At 58.7% G+C, this 16,611-nt stretch carries 13 protein-coding genes; 3 read left to right on the forward strand and 10 right to left on the reverse strand.

Annotated features, from left to right (window positions below; translation table 11 throughout):
* Window positions 1-48: 48 nt before the first annotated feature.
* Genes J8I82_RS24935 through J8I82_RS24945 form a run of 3 tightly spaced genes read right to left on the reverse strand, consistent with a single transcriptional unit; the run spans window position 49 to window position 3,711 of the window.
* Window positions 49-1,194, reverse strand: a complete 1,146-nt coding sequence (locus J8I82_RS24935) for a CaiB/BaiF CoA transferase family protein (protein WP_209761519.1) — start codon at window positions 1,192-1,194, stop codon at window positions 49-51.
* A gap of 16 nt (window positions 1,195-1,210) precedes the next feature.
* Window positions 1,211-2,179 (reverse strand): Bug family tripartite tricarboxylate transporter substrate binding protein, encoded by a 969-nt coding sequence (locus tag J8I82_RS24940; RefSeq protein ID WP_209761520.1) that lies wholly within the window; start codon window positions 2,177-2,179, stop codon window positions 1,211-1,213.
* A gap of 41 nt (window positions 2,180-2,220) precedes the next feature.
* Window positions 2,221-3,711 (reverse strand): NAD-dependent succinate-semialdehyde dehydrogenase, encoded by a 1,491-nt coding sequence (locus tag J8I82_RS24945; RefSeq protein WP_209761572.1) that lies wholly within the window; start codon window positions 3,709-3,711, stop codon window positions 2,221-2,223.
* A gap of 327 nt (window positions 3,712-4,038) precedes the next feature.
* Between J8I82_RS24945 and J8I82_RS24950 the strand changes: the two genes are divergently transcribed.
* Window positions 4,039-4,605 carry a TetR/AcrR family transcriptional regulator gene (locus J8I82_RS24950; protein WP_209761521.1) on the forward strand — a complete coding sequence of 189 codons (567 nt, stop codon included), beginning with the start codon at window positions 4,039-4,041 and terminating at the stop codon, window positions 4,603-4,605.
* 204 nt (window positions 4,606-4,809) lie between these two features.
* Here J8I82_RS24950 and J8I82_RS24955 read toward each other — a convergent pair whose 3' ends face one another.
* The 6 genes from J8I82_RS24955 to J8I82_RS24980 form a co-directional block, all read right to left on the reverse strand.
* Window positions 4,810-5,964 (reverse strand): acyl-CoA dehydrogenase family protein, encoded by a 1,155-nt coding sequence (locus tag J8I82_RS24955; RefSeq protein WP_209761522.1) that lies wholly within the window; start codon window positions 5,962-5,964, stop codon window positions 4,810-4,812.
* Between the two features lie 14 nt (window positions 5,965-5,978).
* A complete protein-coding gene (locus J8I82_RS24960; protein WP_209761523.1) occupies window positions 5,979-7,517 on the reverse strand; it encodes a class I adenylate-forming enzyme family protein in 1,539 nt (512 codons plus the stop codon).
* A gap of 127 nt (window positions 7,518-7,644) precedes the next feature.
* Entirely contained in the window at window positions 7,645-8,064 is a 420-nt protein-coding gene (locus J8I82_RS39115) for a Zn-ribbon domain-containing OB-fold protein (RefSeq protein WP_280519712.1), read from the reverse strand.
* Window positions 8,065-8,066: 2 nt separating this feature from the next.
* On the reverse strand, window positions 8,067-9,239 hold the full coding sequence (locus tag J8I82_RS24970) for a thiolase family protein (RefSeq protein WP_245180076.1): 1,173 nt from the start codon (window positions 9,237-9,239) through the stop codon (window positions 8,067-8,069).
* 9 nt (window positions 9,240-9,248) lie between these two features.
* The gene (locus J8I82_RS24975) at window positions 9,249-10,037 is read right to left on the reverse strand and encodes an enoyl-CoA hydratase/isomerase family protein (protein WP_209761524.1); all 789 of its coding nucleotides are present in this window, start codon (window positions 10,035-10,037) and stop codon (window positions 9,249-9,251) included.
* A 124-nt stretch (window positions 10,038-10,161) separates the two neighbouring features.
* Window positions 10,162-10,431, reverse strand: a complete 270-nt coding sequence (locus J8I82_RS24980) for a hypothetical protein (RefSeq protein ID WP_209761525.1) — start codon at window positions 10,429-10,431, stop codon at window positions 10,162-10,164.
* Window positions 10,432-10,573: 142 nt separating this feature from the next.
* Here J8I82_RS24980 and J8I82_RS24985 point away from each other — a divergent pair, with 142 nt between their 5' ends.
* Together J8I82_RS24985 and J8I82_RS24990 are read left to right on the forward strand one after the other, a co-directional pair.
* Entirely contained in the window at window positions 10,574-11,527 is a 954-nt protein-coding gene (locus J8I82_RS24985; protein WP_209761526.1) for a LysR substrate-binding domain-containing protein, read from the forward strand.
* 202 nt (window positions 11,528-11,729) lie between these two features.
* Window positions 11,730-15,164 (forward strand): adenylate/guanylate cyclase domain-containing protein, encoded by a 3,435-nt coding sequence (locus tag J8I82_RS24990; protein WP_209761527.1) that lies wholly within the window; start codon window positions 11,730-11,732, stop codon window positions 15,162-15,164.
* Between the two features lie 159 nt (window positions 15,165-15,323).
* Here the strand turns inward: J8I82_RS24990 and J8I82_RS24995 are convergent, their stop codons facing one another.
* Entirely contained in the window at window positions 15,324-16,499 is a 1,176-nt protein-coding gene (locus tag J8I82_RS24995) for a porin (protein ID WP_209761528.1), read from the reverse strand.
* Window positions 16,500-16,611 lie beyond the last annotated feature (112 nt).

Below are 16,611 nucleotides of genomic sequence, written 5' to 3' on the forward strand. Positions count from 1 at the left end.
CCACGCATCAACGCTCGACGCTCACCGGCAGGCGGCGCCGAAATTGCGCTATGCAACAACCCCTTCCGCGCGGAGAGTCTGGATTCGCTCTGCGTCCAATCCGAGGCTAGCAAGAACCTCATCCGACTGCGCACCCTGCGGGGTGGGCTTCCCTGGAATAGCAGCGGGGGTGCGCAAGAAACGCGGGGCAGCGGCAGGCTGGATCAAGCCATCAGAGTTGATGAAACTCTGTCGCTCAATATGGTGCGGGTGGGCAGGGGCCTCGCGCATGTCCAGCACAGGGCTAACGCATGCGTCCTCGTGGGCGAAGGCTTGGACCCATTCGTCCCGCGTACGCTGAAGGAATACTTCGCCCAGTTTTCCTTTAAGGTGAGGCCAGCGCGCAGTGTCCCACTGCGCCTCGAACTCTTGATCGGTCGAGAGCCCACACACGGCGAGCAGCTTTGCGTAGAACTGCGGCTCAATTGAGCCAACAGCGATGAAACGCCCGTCCGCGCAACGATAGACGCCGTAAAAGGGAGCACTCCCATCAAGAAAGTTGACTCCGCGATGCTGGGGATCCCAGCGGTCCATGGCCACGTATCCGTAGAGCATGGCCATCAGCAGAGCGCTCCCGTCGCTCATGGCCGCATCGACTACCTGACCACGGCCGCTGCGAATTGCCTCCCAAACGGCGCAGATCAGCCCAAACGCCAGCATCATCCCACCTCCACCGAAGTCCGAGACCAGGTTCAGTGGCGGTGTGGGGGGACGGTCTGCATCGCCAAGCGCATGCAAAGCTCCCGAGAGCGCGAGGTAGTTGATGTCATGACCCGCTGCTTGAGCCAGGGGGCCGCTCTGACCCCAGCCGCTCATCCGCCCATACACAAGCTTTGGCTGTCGTGCAAGGCAGATGTCGGGACCGAGCCCCAAACGCTCCATCACCCCGGGACGGAATCCTTCGATCAGCACATCACTGCGCTCGACCAATTGCAGCACGATATCCACAGCGCCGGGACGCTTCAAGTCCAGCGCGATGGACTTCCTGCCTCGCTGCAGCACATCGGCATCGCCCGAACTGGCGCGGTGCTTTTCGCCTTTGCGATCGACGCGCACGACCTCAGCACCCATGTCAGCCAAGAGCATCCCGCAGAACGGCGCGGGCCCGATGGCGGCGATCTCGACAACTTTCAATCCGTGAAGCGGACCTGGCATTCGTCCCTCCCCTAACTCATTCAGGTTTGATGCCGGCCTGCCGGATTACTGCGGCCCACTTCTTGGTCTCGGCCGCCTGAAATGCGGCCAACTCCGTCGGCGAATTCAGCGCAACTTCCGCACCGATGGCGCTTAGACGAGTTCGGATTTCAGGACCATCAAATTCCTTGGTCAGTGCTTCATGCACCTTGGACACGATAGCCTGTGGCGTACCTGCGGGTGCATAGAGCGCGAACCAGGTGTAGGCTTCGAATCCAGGAACACCGCTCTCTGCCAGGGTCGGAACTTTCGGCAGCAGCTCGGTACGGGTCGCGCTCGTGGTCGCCAAAACCTTCAATTTTCCGGCGCGGATGTGCGGGATTACTTGCGGGCCCAGCTCGATCATCATGTCGACCTGATGCCCAAGCAAATCGCTGATTGCTGGCGCACTGCCACGGTACGTCACTGGCAAAATGGACAGGTTGGCTATGCTCTTCAGCAACTCCATGTTGGTATGCTGTGACAAGCCATTGCCGGTTGATGCGTACGTGAAGCGTCCGGGCTTCGAACGGACCAAGGCGAGAAACTCGGTGACTGTCGACACGGGCACATTGGCATTGACCACGAGGTAACTTGGCATCTGCGCCAGCCTTGCGATCGGAACGAAGTCCTTTACAGGGTCGAATGGAACCCTTTGCAGCAGGCTCGCGCTGACCGAGAATGGGCCGGTCGATCCGATCACCAGCGTGTAGCCGTCCGCTGGTGACTTGGCAGCTGCGCTCACACCTATAAGGCCGCCTGCACCGGATTTGTTCTCGACCACCACGGCTTGGCCGAAAGTCTTTTGAAGTGCCTCTGCCACGGTGCGAGCCATCATGTCGACGGCTCCGCCTGGCGGCTGCGGCGCAATGATTTTGATCGGCCGGACCGGATACGGGTCAGCAGCTAAAGCAAACGGGCCGCACGCCAAAAGGGCCGCGGCAACCATCAAGTGCCTGCGTTTCATGGTATGTCTCCTGTCTTTGTTTTATTTTTGTTGTTAGGTCATCATGAGACGCCACCGAAGCACATGTACTTTGTCTCAAGATAGTCATCGATGCCGTACTTCGATCCTTCGCGACCGATCCCCGATTCCTTGACACCACCGAAGGGGGCTAGTTCAGTCGAGATGGAGCTTTCGTTGACGCCGACGATCCCCACCTCTAGCGCCTCCGCCACACGCCAGCAGCGCGCGACATCCCGGCTGTAGAAGTAGCCGGCGAGGCCATAGGGGGAATCGTTCGCACGAGCCACGACGTCTGCCTCCGAACCGAAGCGCTCCAGTACAGCCACGGGGCCGAAGATCTCTTCCGAGCAGATCGTCGCGTCGCTCGGCACGTTGGCCAGTACCGTCGGCTGGTAGAACCATCCGCCACGGTCGTGCACCGAGGCGCCCTCGAGTGCATCGGCACCTCGTGCCAGGGCGTCGTTGACCAAGCGATTGACCTTGAGGAATGCGGCCTCGTTGATGAGAGGACCCTGTTGGCTCCCGTCCGCCAATGGATCGCCGACTGCGAGTGAGCGTACTGCCTCGACAAGCCGCTTACTGAACGCATCGAAGATGCCGTCCTGGATCAGGATTCGGTTCGCACTAATGCAGGTCTGGCCGGTGTTGCGGAACTTGCAGGCCATCAGGCCGGCAATTGCTGCGTCGAGATCGGCATCGTCAAACACAATGAACGCCGCGTTCCCACCCAATTCGAGCGATACGCGCTTCACGGTACCTGCGCATTGCGCCATCAGCATCTTGCCTACGCGGGTCGAGCCGGTGAACGAAAGCTTACGTACAAGCGGATCGGACGTGAAAACGCCGCCTACGGATGCCGGCTGAGCAGTAGTCACGATATTGAACACCCCTGGCGGCACCCCTGCACGCATCGCCAACTCGCCCAGTGCCAATGCCGACAGCGGCGTGTCTTCCGCAGGCTTGAGCACCACGGTGCAGCCTGCCGCCAGAGCCGGGCCCACCTTGCGCGTGATCATTGCGCTGGGGAAGTTCCAAGGCGTGATCAACGCCGCCACCCCCACGGGTTGCTTGACAACCACAATGCGCTTGTCCTTAGCGTGCGGCGGGATTACGTCTCCGTAGACACGCTTTCCTTCCTCGGCGAACCACTCGACGAATCCGGCACCGTAGACCACTTCGCCCACACTTTCCGCGAGCGGCTTTCCTTGCTCAGCGGCCAGGATAAGCCCCAGGTCATCGCGGTGCTGCAAGATCAGGTCGTGCCAACGGCGAAGCACGCTTGCGCGCGCCTTGGATGTCAGCTCAGCCCATTCCTTGCCCGCGTCGTGCGCTGCCTGCACGGCGCGACGCGCATCCTCCTCCGACGAGGCCGGCACTTTCGCCAGAACTTGCTGACTGGAAGGATTCAGGACCGCATGTTCGCCGCCGTCAGATGCCAGACACCACTCGCCCCCGATAAGATTGCGGGTACGCAGCAAGGTCGTGTCGCGCAAGCGATCCCACGGTGCTGAAATAATTTTGCTCGCTTCCATCTCCAAACGGGGCTCCTTACACCGGGTACCTTTGACTAATCGTGAACCGATTCTATATTGCACCATCGTGCGAACAAGTGATGATTCTTCACGCTGTATCACATCAGGTCACACCCACTACCGAAGTCGGTGGCCGTCTTATATCGGCCCCCGTCACAATGTAGGCATTGCCACTGCCCGACTCCTGACGGGACCATGCCGCCCAGACCTTTTCTTAGTCGAACCACTCCTGTTTCGGCAGGCGCCCCCGAAAGAGCTGCAAATCTCAAGCCGCCAAAAGCTTTTCCCCGGGGAACGGGAATCCAACCACAGCGCGACGGCGTACGCATGGGCCAGCAGCGCACCCGCAAGTACGTACTTGGCATCGTCTATGAACTCATCTCGGTCGACGGCATTGAGAACCTCAGCATGCGAAAGGTCGCACAGGCTGCGGGCATGAGCACCGGGACGATCAACTACCACTTTGGCAATAAGCAACGCCTACTGATCGCAGCTCTGGAGTCGGCATATGAGTTGCCCGAGGACTGGGAGGTCTATTCCGGTTCTCCCATCAAGCAGCTGCACAGGCTGCTCAGCGGCTACATTTGTCGCTCACCAAGGGATCGCTTCTGGCGCTTCTGGATCAACTATCTGGCCACTAGCACGCGAGACCTTGAGTTGCTGTCTCATCAATCCGACCGATACAGACGACAGCAGCGCTTCTGGGCTCGACTGATCGCAGATGGCATGGCGGTTGGTGAGTTTCGCAAAGACGTCGATCCGCAGCGCAAAGCGGAAGAGTTGCTCATACTGGCTCACGGCCTCCTGGTTCGCCAGTTGGCCGGACCGGAGGAGGGAAGCCGCGACATCGCGCAAGACCTATTGATGTCGCACCTTGCCTCAATGAGGGCTTGATGCGCTCCGGCCGAGAGGGACGCTTCCCCACTACACTGGGTCGCATATCGGCAGACATGTGCTTTCAATGAACTTCGCGCAGCCAGATGTGGGCCAGCGAGAGCGAGACGAAGGATCAGTTGGCGGTGATGTGCGACGTAAGTCGCAGATCGGACGCGTGAGCGCCGCCGAAGGTCGGCAGCAGCTCAGCGTGGTTTCGACGCGTCAGCGCAGCAGCCTGCGGGCGATGATCTCTTTCATGATTTCATTGGAGCCGCCGTAGATTGGACCCACGCGCGCGTTCGCATACAACCTGGCGATCGGGTACTCCATAATGAATCCGTTGCCTCCATGCAATTGCAGGCACTCATAGACGACCCGGTTGCATCGTTCCGTGGCCCACCACTTGGCCATGGCGGCATCCTCGTTGGATAGCTGCCCTTGCATGCAGCGCACTATGCAGTTGTCGACGTACACGCGTGCCAACTGCGCTTGGGTCTGACACTCTGCTAGCTTGAAGCGTGTGTTCTGCATCTCCGAAAGCTGCTGACCGAACACTTTGCGCTGCTTGACGTAATCGACGGTCATCGCAACGGCCCTCTCCATTTGGGCGACTGCGTTCATCGCAATGTACAGGCGTTCGGCTGGCAATTGAGCCATCAGTTGCGGAAAGCCCTGCCCTTCCTCTGATCCAAGTAAGTTCTCCACCGGCACCCGTACGTCATCAAAAAACAGCTCTGCCGTATCGGAGCCCTTGTTTCCCAGCTTTTCCAGCACCTTGCCGCGGCGGAACCCCGGCAAATCGCGTGTCTCTACCACAATGATGGAGGTTCCTCGCGAGCCCTTAGCCGACAGGTCAGTCTTCGCAACCACAAACACCAGGTCGGCGTGATAGCCGTTGGTGATGAAGGTCTTGGCGCCGTTGATCACGTACTCATCACCCTCACGCACTGCACGCGTCCTGATTGCCTGAAGATCAGACCCGGCATCCGGCTCCGACATCGCGATCGCCGCAACCATTTCCCCCGTCGCCATCTTCGGCAACCAGCGCTTCTTCTGCGCTTCGCTGCCGTAGTGAAGCAGGTAGTGCGCTACGATGCCACTGTGCACGGTATTGGAGAAGCTCCCGATGAGGGCCCGCGCTTGCTCGCTGAAGATCACGATGTCGTGCGCGAGCGTGCCGCCTCCACCTCCGTATTCCTCTGGAATACTCGCGCATAGAAGGCCAACAGCACCGGCCTCCTTCCAGGCTTCTCGCTCCATCAGCAGGTCCGCCGCCCACTGCGGTTCACGGGGCACAAAGCGTTCTTCGAAGAAGCGCCGTGCTGCTTCCTGCAGCATCTCCAACTCAGAATCCATCCACGGCGAAACGTATTGCATAGGGTTATCCTCTTTCAAGTGCCAAGGTGCTCTACCCGGTACTGTTCGCGCAGCGCGGTCTTCAATACCTTGCCCGTGCTGTTGCGCGGAAGTGTCTTCACGAAGAACACGTATTTGGGCTTCTTATAGCTCGCAATGAGCTCGCGGCAATGGTCAATGACCGCCTGCGCTGACATCTCAACTCCCTCTTCCGCTTCGACGTAAGCCGCGACCGCCTCACCGAACATGGAATCAGGCACACCGATGACGGCCACATCGCGAATACCCGGGTACTCCTGGATCGCTGACTCCACCTCTTTGGAGTAGATGTTGTATCCGCCGGACAAGATCATGTCTTTCTTTCGATCCATCAGGTACAGATAACCCTCTGCATCGAAGCGCCCCATGTCTCCAGTCGCCACCCAGCCGTCGCTCAGGGTTTTTGCTGTGTCCTCTGGCCGACGGAAGTACTCTCGCATGGTGGAGTAAAGTCCCGGTGGACCACTGCGTACCCAAATCTCGCCGCCTTCTCCTGTGGCGACTTCGAAGCCATTGTTGTCCACCAACTTGACTTCAACGCCGGGCCAGATTCGCCCGACGGACGATGGATAGGTGAGTTGCTCTGAACTGTCCAGTCCAGCGATGGCACCCGCCTCCGTCATTGCATAGAACGAGTAGAAGCGGACGTTCGGCAGCGCTGCGTACAAGCGCTTCTTGACGTCAAGCGGGAACGCTTCACCCGTGACCAAAGCAACGCGCACGCTAGAAAAGCTCTCAGGACTGGACTCGACTTCGTCGAGTAGCATGCGCCCCACAGTCGGGACCATGCCGAGAACGGTGATGCGCTCCTGGCGCACCAACCGTGTGGCTTCCGCTGCATCGAAGCGCGGCATAATCACCAGCGTGCTTCCATGAAAAATCAAATTCATCAGCCGAGCCATGCCGGTGCGGTGCGCCAGTGGCGTCGTGCACAGGTGCCTGTCGTCCCCGGTCAGCCCCCAGTTCCACCCGTTCAAGTAGCCATTGACATAGAGATAGTTCGACTGCGTCAGGACCACCCCTTTTGCTCGCCCGGTCGTACCGGAGGTGTAGCCTACCATGCAGTCCATTGCGTCATGAGGCACATCCAACGGCGAGTCATCGCCTTCCGCGGCGAGCTCGTCCATTCGCAGATCCGCGTCGCAATGCTGATCAGTTCCGATGCGGACCACGGCCGGGAGCCCGGACGCCGCACGCGCAAAGGTGGTCTGTGTGGTGCCGCAGATAAAGGCAGCCTTTGGCGTTGCATCCCCAAGGATGTGCGCAATCTCGGGCGCCGATAGCGGCAGATTCACCGGCACCGCTAGTGCGCCTGCCTTAATGGCCGCGATGAAGGCCTGAACGAACTCGACGCCGTTCGGCAGGTACACCACGACGCGGTCACCTACTTGAACCCCCGCAGACCGTAGTCCTCGGGCGATGCGGTTGGTGGATGCCTCCAATTCGCGGAAGCTCAACCGCCTCCCCTCGCAGATGATGGCCTCCTTGTGGCCATGCACCTTTGCATGCGCCGCCAAAAATGATGCGAACTTCATCGGTGTCTATCCCCCGTGGCCTGCCGTGCAAATCCCTACAAACCCAACGCTCCATAAGACGAAGCCGCCCCGGGCTGGTTCGACCGAGGCAGCTTCGTTAAGGAGCAAGCATCCCGTCGGGGCCGACCTACACCGGCTCGAATGCGGGATAGTTGAACTTCTCTGACAGACGCTCCCACATCAGCTTGACCGGCATGCCGATCTTGACTTCCTCGGACTTGACGTTGAAGAGGTTGGCCAGAATGCGAACACCCTCCTCGAGTTCAACGTAGGCACACAAGTAAGGGACGCGGTCTTCGTGGCCTGGCCACGGTGCCACGGACACCGTGTATGAGTACACCGTGCCGCGTCCGGCCGACTCCCGCCACTCGATGTTTCGCTTACCGGTATAGACCGAGCCCGAGCGCGGAAACCATTGGGCTTTGTTGGTGTCCTTGCAGTACTGCAGAATCAACTTGCCTTCATTAGCAGCTTCCCAAAACGGCGTCGTCTTGGTATAGATGTCTGGGCGCGGCAAGGGACGCACGGGTTTCTTGGTATCTGTCATTTTCATTGCTCCAGGACCATGACGTTGGATACGCTCCAGTTCTTGGCGTAGGGGATCGAACCGATACCGGTAACCAGCGCATTGCGCGGATCCTTCACCTGGCGCTCACCAGCCTCGCCGAACATTTGTCGCACCGCTTCCACAAGGTTCAGGCCGCCACCTGCAAGGCCCGGCTGTCCCGCCGAGATCTGCCCGCCGCCGGTATTGAGCGGCAGCTGACCATCGAAGCCGAAGTCCGTGCGAAGAATGAAGTCCGATCCGCCGCCGCGCTCGCAGAAACCCAGCTGCTCAAGCTGCAGAAGGATCGCGATAACGAAATCGTCGTAGGGGTGGAACATGCGGATGTCACTCGGGGTTACCCCCGCCTGAGCCATAGCGCGCGGCCCAGCCACTGTGAATCCGCTCTCAGTGATGTCGGCTGTAGGATCATCGACCTTGAAGTTGGTCACCTCGCCATACCCGACAGGGTAGACGGCCTTGGTCAATCCGAGCCGCTTCGCGTTCTCGGCCGACGTAACCAGTACCCCGTTGGCACCATCACATACCATCACGCTGTCCAGCACACGCAGCGGCGTCGAGACGAACTTGGAGCTCAGATACTCCTGCTCTGTCAGCGGCACCTTTAGCTTGGCAGTGGCATTCGGATTAAGGAGCGCGTGGCGGCGCTGCGTGACGGCAAGCTTGGCGAGCGCCTCGTATTTCAGACCATACTGGTGCTCGTAGCGCTGCATCAGCATGCCGAACACGCCAGTCGGCCCGCGCAGACCCACGGGGTATTGGAACTCCCAGCGCGGGCCACCCTGTTCTGTCGGCGGGTAGCTCGATTGCGCATCGGACGCGACCACGAACACCGTGCGCGCCTGTCCATCGCGGATGGCGGCGGCGGCTCGTGCAACACCGGCGATCGTCGAGGCACCACCCAAGCCGTTGATTTGAGTCCAGTTCGTCTGTAGCCCCAGATGCTCCGCCAGGAACGGCGCCCAGAAGGGATTACTGGTCTCGCTCATCGTTTCCGACACCGCGATACCGTCGATCTCGTTCTTTTCGATGCCAGTCTGGTTCAGTACCTGGTCGAGAACTTCGGAAGCCAAGTCGTACGAACTGCGACCGCCTCGCATGACTACCGGCGTCTCCCCGTAGCCTACGATGGCGATATCCTTTTTCTTCACAGTCATGCTAACTCCTCAGCGACCGATGAAATTTGCGGGACGCTTTTCCTTAAGCGCAGCCAGGCCTTCCTCCTTGTCGGTGGAGAAAGCCAACGCGAAGAAGGCGTCTGCCTCGATGTTCATGCCTTCCGAGAGCGTGGCGTCAAAGCCTCGCTCCACCGCCTGCTTGCTGAACATCACGGACAGCGGAGCCTGCGCCGCGATTTGAGTCGCAACTTCGCGCGCCTTGGCCATCGCCTCGCCCTTCGCGGCCACATGGTTCACGATGCGATGAGCCAAAGCTTCCTGCGCGTTGAGGCGCCGGCCGGTCCACATGAGTTCCTTAGCCAATGGCTTACCCACAAGGCGGGGCAATGTCTGGGTGCCGGCGCCGCCGGGCATGAGGCCGAGCTTGGCCTCGGGCAGGCCGAATTGCGCGCCATCACCGGCGACGACGAGGTCGCACAGGAGCGCCAGCTCGAAACCTCCGCCCAGCGCGTAACCTTCGACGGCGGCAATTACCGGCTTCGTCATCTCCGGCAAAGCACGGAACATTTGATTGACCTTGCGGCTGCGCTTGCGGCGCCGCCACAGTTCAAAGATCTCGTCCGGTTCAAGCTTTTGCTCGCTGGTGTCCACACCAGTGCAGAAGGCCTTCGGCAGGCCAGTGATCAGGACAGCGCGGCAGCTACGGTCCGCCTCTGCCTCGCTCAACTGCTCGAGAATCTCGACGGCAGTCTGTTCCCGAATTGCATTGAGCTTGTCGGGGCGATTGATGGTGATTTCCAGCCATTGCGGCTGGCGTTCAACAAGAATGTCTTCCACGATAATCCTTTTATTTACACCTGCGCCTTGCCACGGCACAGTACTACGCCGGAAGTCGACTAGGCCCATTCTGGTTCTTGTCGCACGATCGTGCAAATAGGATTCTCTTCAGCGTGAGCTGTGCTCACTCAGCACGATCTGGGCTCACGATGGAGGATATGATCATGGTGGTGAGCAGCCCGCCGCCGCTGCCTAAAACTTCAGGATGCTCAAGGCTAGGAAGTGCACCAAACACGTCACGCAAGCCTAAATGCCCATCGCGGTAAACAATGCTGAATAGCAGTGATGTCGCCTGCACGGCGACCCCGTGGCGGTGACCGACGAGCCATTCGCATTCGAGGCCGGGCGGTCCGATCCCTTTGCGCCCGCAGCCAATGTCTGCATGAGTCGGCATCTAGGCCCACGGGACGGATGTGCCGGGAAGCATGCCTTGAACCCAATCAGAGTGCCGGGCCTCAGTTCGCTAGCTATTGTTGTGCGAGAAAAACTGAGGCTAATATTCACGAGCGATCCACACTCCCGAAAATGGCCTTACGATGTCAAGAAAACTTCCCCCGCTTAACGCACTACGTGCTTTTGAGGCGGCCGGCCGCTATGTCAGCTTTACCAAGGCTGCGACCGAGCTTAACGTAACCCACGGCGCCGTAAGCCGACAAGTAGCACTCCTTGAGGAGTATCTAGGTACTGCGCTTTTCCACAGGAGCGCATCGCAAGTCTCTCTTACCGAGACAGGCAGAAGCTATCTTTCCGAGGTGACGGCGGCTCTGGACCGCTTGGCACTCGCATCCATGCAGGTATCCGATCACGCGGCGCCTGTTGTTCTGCATGTGAACGCGCCACCAACATTCACCATGCGCTGGTTGATCGCGCGCATGTCGAGCTTTCAGCGCAAACGGCCGGATGTCGAGATCAAGCTTAGAACATCAGTTGCTCCTATCAACTTTCAGGAGCACGGCTATGACGTTGTGATTCGCGGGGCCAATGCGGGGACACCGGGGTGTATTTCCGAGCCATTTATGACGGAGTTGATTGTGCCGGTCTGCCACGTCGACCTTCTCGAGGGAGGGAAGCTCCGTGAACCCGCTGATCTTCGTGCGCACACCTTGATCGGATATGCGACTGAGCCCTACTCCTGGTCGGCTTGGCTTACTGCAGTCGGACATCCGGATCTGAAACCATCTGGAACGTTACACTTCGAGCAGATGTACTTTTCTCTACAGGCAGCCACCGAGGGATTAGGGGTTGTCCTCGTACCCCTTTTTTTGGCAATCGACGACATCATAGCCGGCCGCCTGTGCACGCCATTCGGCCCACTTGGGGCAAAGACTCGCCGCTACTACGCTAGTGCTCTGCAACGCGTACCAGCCGTGGAAGAATTCTTCGAGTGGCTAGTGCGCGAAGGGCTTGATACCGAGCGAATGATGGAGGAGTGGGCTCACTCCGCGGGCTGGCCACCGGCGTCGTTGCATATACAGGGGCATGATAGTTGAGCTGCTGGTGGGAGCAAACTCGGAAACCGTTGCGCCAAAAAAGCGCCTTGTGTGAGCGCTGTCTTGTCCCCAAAGGCCTGCAACTTCCAGGCAGCGCTCCCCTAACGTCTATCAACGACCGTGCAAGCCTGAGAAAACTTGATAAGGCCTTGATGAAAGCGTGTAATGTGGTGCGGGATGGCCAGAGAAGTCAAGGCGTCATATGCGCTGCACATTTTGCGAATGCACTAACCCCGCAAGCGCCAAGTATTGCGCGGGCTGCGGAGCCAGGCTTGCGCAACGCTGCCCATGTTGTGGTCACGAGTCTAGCCCGGCTGCGCAATTTTGTGTCGAATGCGGCTCACGACTGACCCACCCGACCGGGATACCAGAGCCTCCGTCCGACTTCGCCACACTCTCCCCTATTTATTACACCCCGCGACACCTGGCTGAGCGCATTCTCGCCGAGCAGGAAGCAATGGAAACAAGGGGAAATAAAGCAGGCGAACGCAAGACAATCACTGCAGTCTTTGCGGACATGGCCGGCTCGACCGCTCTGATCCACAATTTGGACCCTGAAGACGCGCGCCGCCTCATCGACCCCGTCATCGAATTGATGATTGATGCGGTGTACTATTACGAAGGCTATGTCGCCAAGTCGTTAGGCGACGGCATACTGGCCCTGTTCGGAGCACCCCTTGCGCATGAGGATCACGCCCAACGAGCATTGTATGCGGCACTCCGAATGCAAGAGGCAATCCGCCGCCACAGTAACCAAATCCCGCTAAATGTAGACACACCACTTCAAATCCGGATCGGAATTCACACTGGCGAGGTGGTGGTGCGTTCCATCCGTAGAGACGACTTGCGCACGGATTATGACCCAGTAGGTCAGACAATCCATATAGCCTCTCGCATGGAGAATATCGCTGCGCCGTCATCGATTCTCGTGAGCGAATCGACCTATCGGCTAACTGAGGGTTACTTTGATTTCAAGGCTTTGGGCGCCACGCAGGTAAAGGGCATCCCGCAGCCACTCATGGTTTACGAAGTACTTGGCCTTGGGTCATCGCGCACACGCCTCCAAGTATCAGAGCGGCGGGGGCTGGCTCGGTTTGTCGGCCGCCAGGACGAACTCAACAAATTGCGCCAGGCCTTGGATCGAGCCAAGGCCGGGCAGGGGCAACTTGTCGGCGTTGTCGGCGACGCGGGGATAGGGAAGTCTCGCCTATTCCATGAATTCAAGGGACATGCGCAGGGAAGCTGCTTAATATTGGAGACCTTCTCAGTCTCCCATGGAAAGTCTTTCGCGTACTTGCCGCTGCTTGAGCTAGTGAAGAACTATTTCCAGATTAGTGATCGTGACGACGAACGAATGTGCCGAGAAAAGATCTCTGGCCGCCTTCACATACTTGGGCGAGGACTCGAGGATCAATTATTTTACCTGCTATATCTACTTGGGATCATTGAACCAGGCTCGGCACTTCCGAACATGGACCCAGAAATCAGGCGTCAACGCATTTTCGATGCCATCACGGAAGTACTCTCGTGCGAAAGTATTAATCAACCCGTTGGGATCTTGTTCGAGGACCTACAATGGCTGGACAGCGAGACTGAGGCCTTCCTTAATGCGATCGTCGAGCGGCTGCCGAGTACAAGAATCTTGCTCCTGCTGAACTATCGGCCAGAGTATCAGCATGGCTGGAGTCACAAGCCCTACTACACCTCTCTTCCCTTGGATCCGCTAGGCTCCGTTGAAGCGCAAGGTTTGCTTACCGCCCTGCTCGGAAATACCGTCCAAATCGTACCACTAAAGAAACTCATTCTGGAGAAGACAGAAGGCAATCCCTTCTTCATGGAAGAGGTCGTCCAGACCCTGATTGAAGAAAAGGTGCTGCTTGGCCAGCCCGGGAGCTTCACCACAGAGAAAACACCAAATGTATTGCATATCCCCGCCACGGTCCAAGGGGTGCTTACTGCCCGTATCGACCGTCTGCCATATGCTGAGAAGAAACTGCTGCAAACCCTTGCCGTAGTTGGAAAGGAGTTTCCCCTGAGTCTGATCAGACGAATCGTCGAAGAATCTGACGATCAGCTACGGTATCTCCTAGCTCGCTTGCAGACTCGAGAGTTTGTTTACGAGCGGCCATCTTTCCCCGACATTGAATTTGCATTCAAGCATGCCCTCACCCAAGAAGTGGCCAGCAGTTCTCTACTCATTGAGCAACGCAGCGTACTGCACGAGCGGACGGCGCACGCAATTGAGACCCTATTCCATAGCCGGCTCAATGAGTACTTCGCAGCGCTGGCACGCCACTATAGTCTTAGCGGCAACCATCCAAAGGCTGTGGAATATCTTCATTGCACGGCACAGCAGGCCCTCCAGCGCTCCGCCTACCTCGAAGCGATTCGTCACGTGAATGCCGCATTGGATTTCTTGAAGAACTTTCCGGAAACGACCGAGCGCGCGCGACAGGAACTCGCCCTGTTGCTAGTCATTGGACCGGCCTTGATTGCCGCGAAGGGTTTCGCCTCATCTGAGGTAGAGGCTACATATCGCCGTGCCCTAGACCTGTGCGAACAGTTTGGAGAAACACCTCAGCTTTCCTCTACGTTGGTGGGATTGCGGACCTATTTCTCATTGCACGCTGACCACGCTAAGGCACTCGAAGTTGGCAACCGACTGCTTAGTATTGCCGAGAATACGCGCGATCAGGAGTTGCTGGGAGAAGCTAATGTTTCGTTGGGGTCAACTTTATTTTTCCAAGGGGACTTCAGCGCGGCTCATTCCTATTTGAATCAGGCGTGTGTTCTCTATGCATCTGAGCCGCGCCACACTCACTCTATTTGCCCGGGTGCCGAACCAGAGGTCCGTGCATACTTGATGTTGGCTCAGGTCTTGTGGTGCCTGGGCTATCCCGACCAAGCCCGCAGGAGAGCACAGGAGGCCTTGGACCTGGCCCAAAAGTTGGAGCACCCTTTTACCCTAGCTCATGCGCTGGTATCCCTGGCTCAGTTGCATCAGTTTCACCGCGACGCCAAATCAACGCAGACGTTCGCTGATTCTGCCATCGCTCTCTCACGCGAGATAGGGTTTCCTCTTTGGTTAGCGTGGGCAACCATCCTTCACGGCTGGGCGCTTGCAACTAAAGGATGCCGAGAGCAAGGAGTCAGCCAAGTGCGAGCGGGCCTAACCGCCTATCACGCCACGGGTGCTAACCTTGGTCAAGCGCACTTTCTTGCGATACTGGCGGACACGTACGCAAACACGGGTCGGCCTGGAGCAGCGCTACGTGTTATTCAAAACGCGATCACATGGACAGAGAAGACTGGAGAACGCTACTACGAGGCCGAATTGCAGCGCCTGAAGGGAGAACTAGTACTCCGCGAGTCGGTGGCACACTCCGGAGATATGCTGGATCTTGACGTAGCACTTTCATGTTTCAACCACGCGATTGCCATAGCACGCCGGCAGAATGCCAAATGGCTGGAACTACGTGCAACGCTTGGGCTCGCACAAATCTGGCAGCAGCAAGGCAAAGTGGCAGCCGCCATGCAGAGACTGACAGAAGTCAAAGAGACTCTTACCGAAGGCTTCGATACCGTCGACTGGGCACGGGCCGCTACATTGACAGAAGGGTCCCACGGTCGCGATTGAAGTTCAACGGCGACAAGCCGTACGCCGCGGCTACTGTAGCGAGTCGGCGAAACGGACTGTGTCCGGAGTTGGTATCGTTGAAACCGTGGTAGTGAAATGTCTCGTGGATAAAAAAAGGCACCGAAGGTGCCTGAAGACCGTGCTAGAGACGTGCGCGGATCAGAAGATGTGGCGGATGCCCAGTGCGGCGCCGAACTGGCTGTCCTTGCCGGCACCCAACAGATAAGTGTTCGTCCCCCCGGTAGCTGCCAGGCCTCCAAACGCCAGTGCGGCGTGCTTAGACCAAGCCGTGCTCAGATACACGTTGGTGCGCTTTGACAGGTTGTAGGCCGCCATGAAGCTGATTTGGTACGGGTTGGCTGGGTTGGTCGACACGGCGGTGGCACCCGTCGCGGTCGGCTGAACTCCCTTTAGGTCGTCGTAGTAGTAGGCTAGCGTCAGGTCAACGTTAGCAATAGGCGTGTAGTTGACACCGATCCAGTAGAGATTGTCGCGCAGCGCCACGGCACCATTCGAAAACGCATTGCGGCCCCAGCGGTAGCCGCCCTGCAAGCGCAGAGTCGGCATGATGCTGTACCCGGCTGCGACGGTCGCCTTGCGGAAGCGCCCGATGCCGCTGTCGCCAAGGACCGAGGCAGTCGGGTCATACTCGTCGTAACCGATGCCCACGCCCAGCTTGCCGTCGTTGTATTCGATCGCGCCGCCGTAGCCCATGTTGGCGCGGAAGCTACCTGGAGTTTCGCCAGAGCCTGCGCAGGGGCTCACGCCCCCGGTGCAGAACACGCCGGTGCCGAACGAGAGGTGCGCACGGCCAGTCACCGCGCCGAGCTTGGCCGTGTACTGCACCATGTTGTCCTCGCGGAAGTTCAATCCGGTCATGAACGTGATCGGTTCGTACTGCGGCGCGTAGACGGTCGGCGAGTAATTACCGAGCATCAGGAACATCGAGGTGTACTGGCGACCGAAGGTAAGCTGACCCCAGGTGTTGCTGCGCAGGCCGACGTAGCTCTGGCGGTCGTAGGTGCGGGTGGCGTTGGCCGAGGCGCCATTGTCGGTGTTGAAGCCGGCTTCGATGACGAAGACGCCGGCAAGTCCGCCACCGAGGTCTTCCACTCCGCGCAGGCCCCAACGGTTACTAGCAAAGCCACCGCTGCTCAGGCGCAACACGCTTCCGCTTGCGGGTCTCGGATTGGCCGCCGTCGGCAGAGCGGAGCGCATGCTATTCACGTATTCGACGTTGGCGTCGAGAAGCCCATACAACGTGACGCTGGTCTGAGCGTTTGCAGCGCCCGCGATCATCCCTGACGCGGCCAGCGCCGTGAGCAGCTTGTTCATGCTAAGTTATCTCCAGAGTATATTTCTCATCTCACCGGCAGAACTTCTCGCACCATCAATCGGCCGGTTCGTACCGTCTTGACGCTGCCGAGCGATAGGTTCGAGGATTCTG

Source organism: Cupriavidus consociatus, assembly GCF_017814975.1.
Lineage (GTDB): Bacteria > Pseudomonadota > Gammaproteobacteria > Burkholderiales > Burkholderiaceae > Cupriavidus > Cupriavidus consociatus.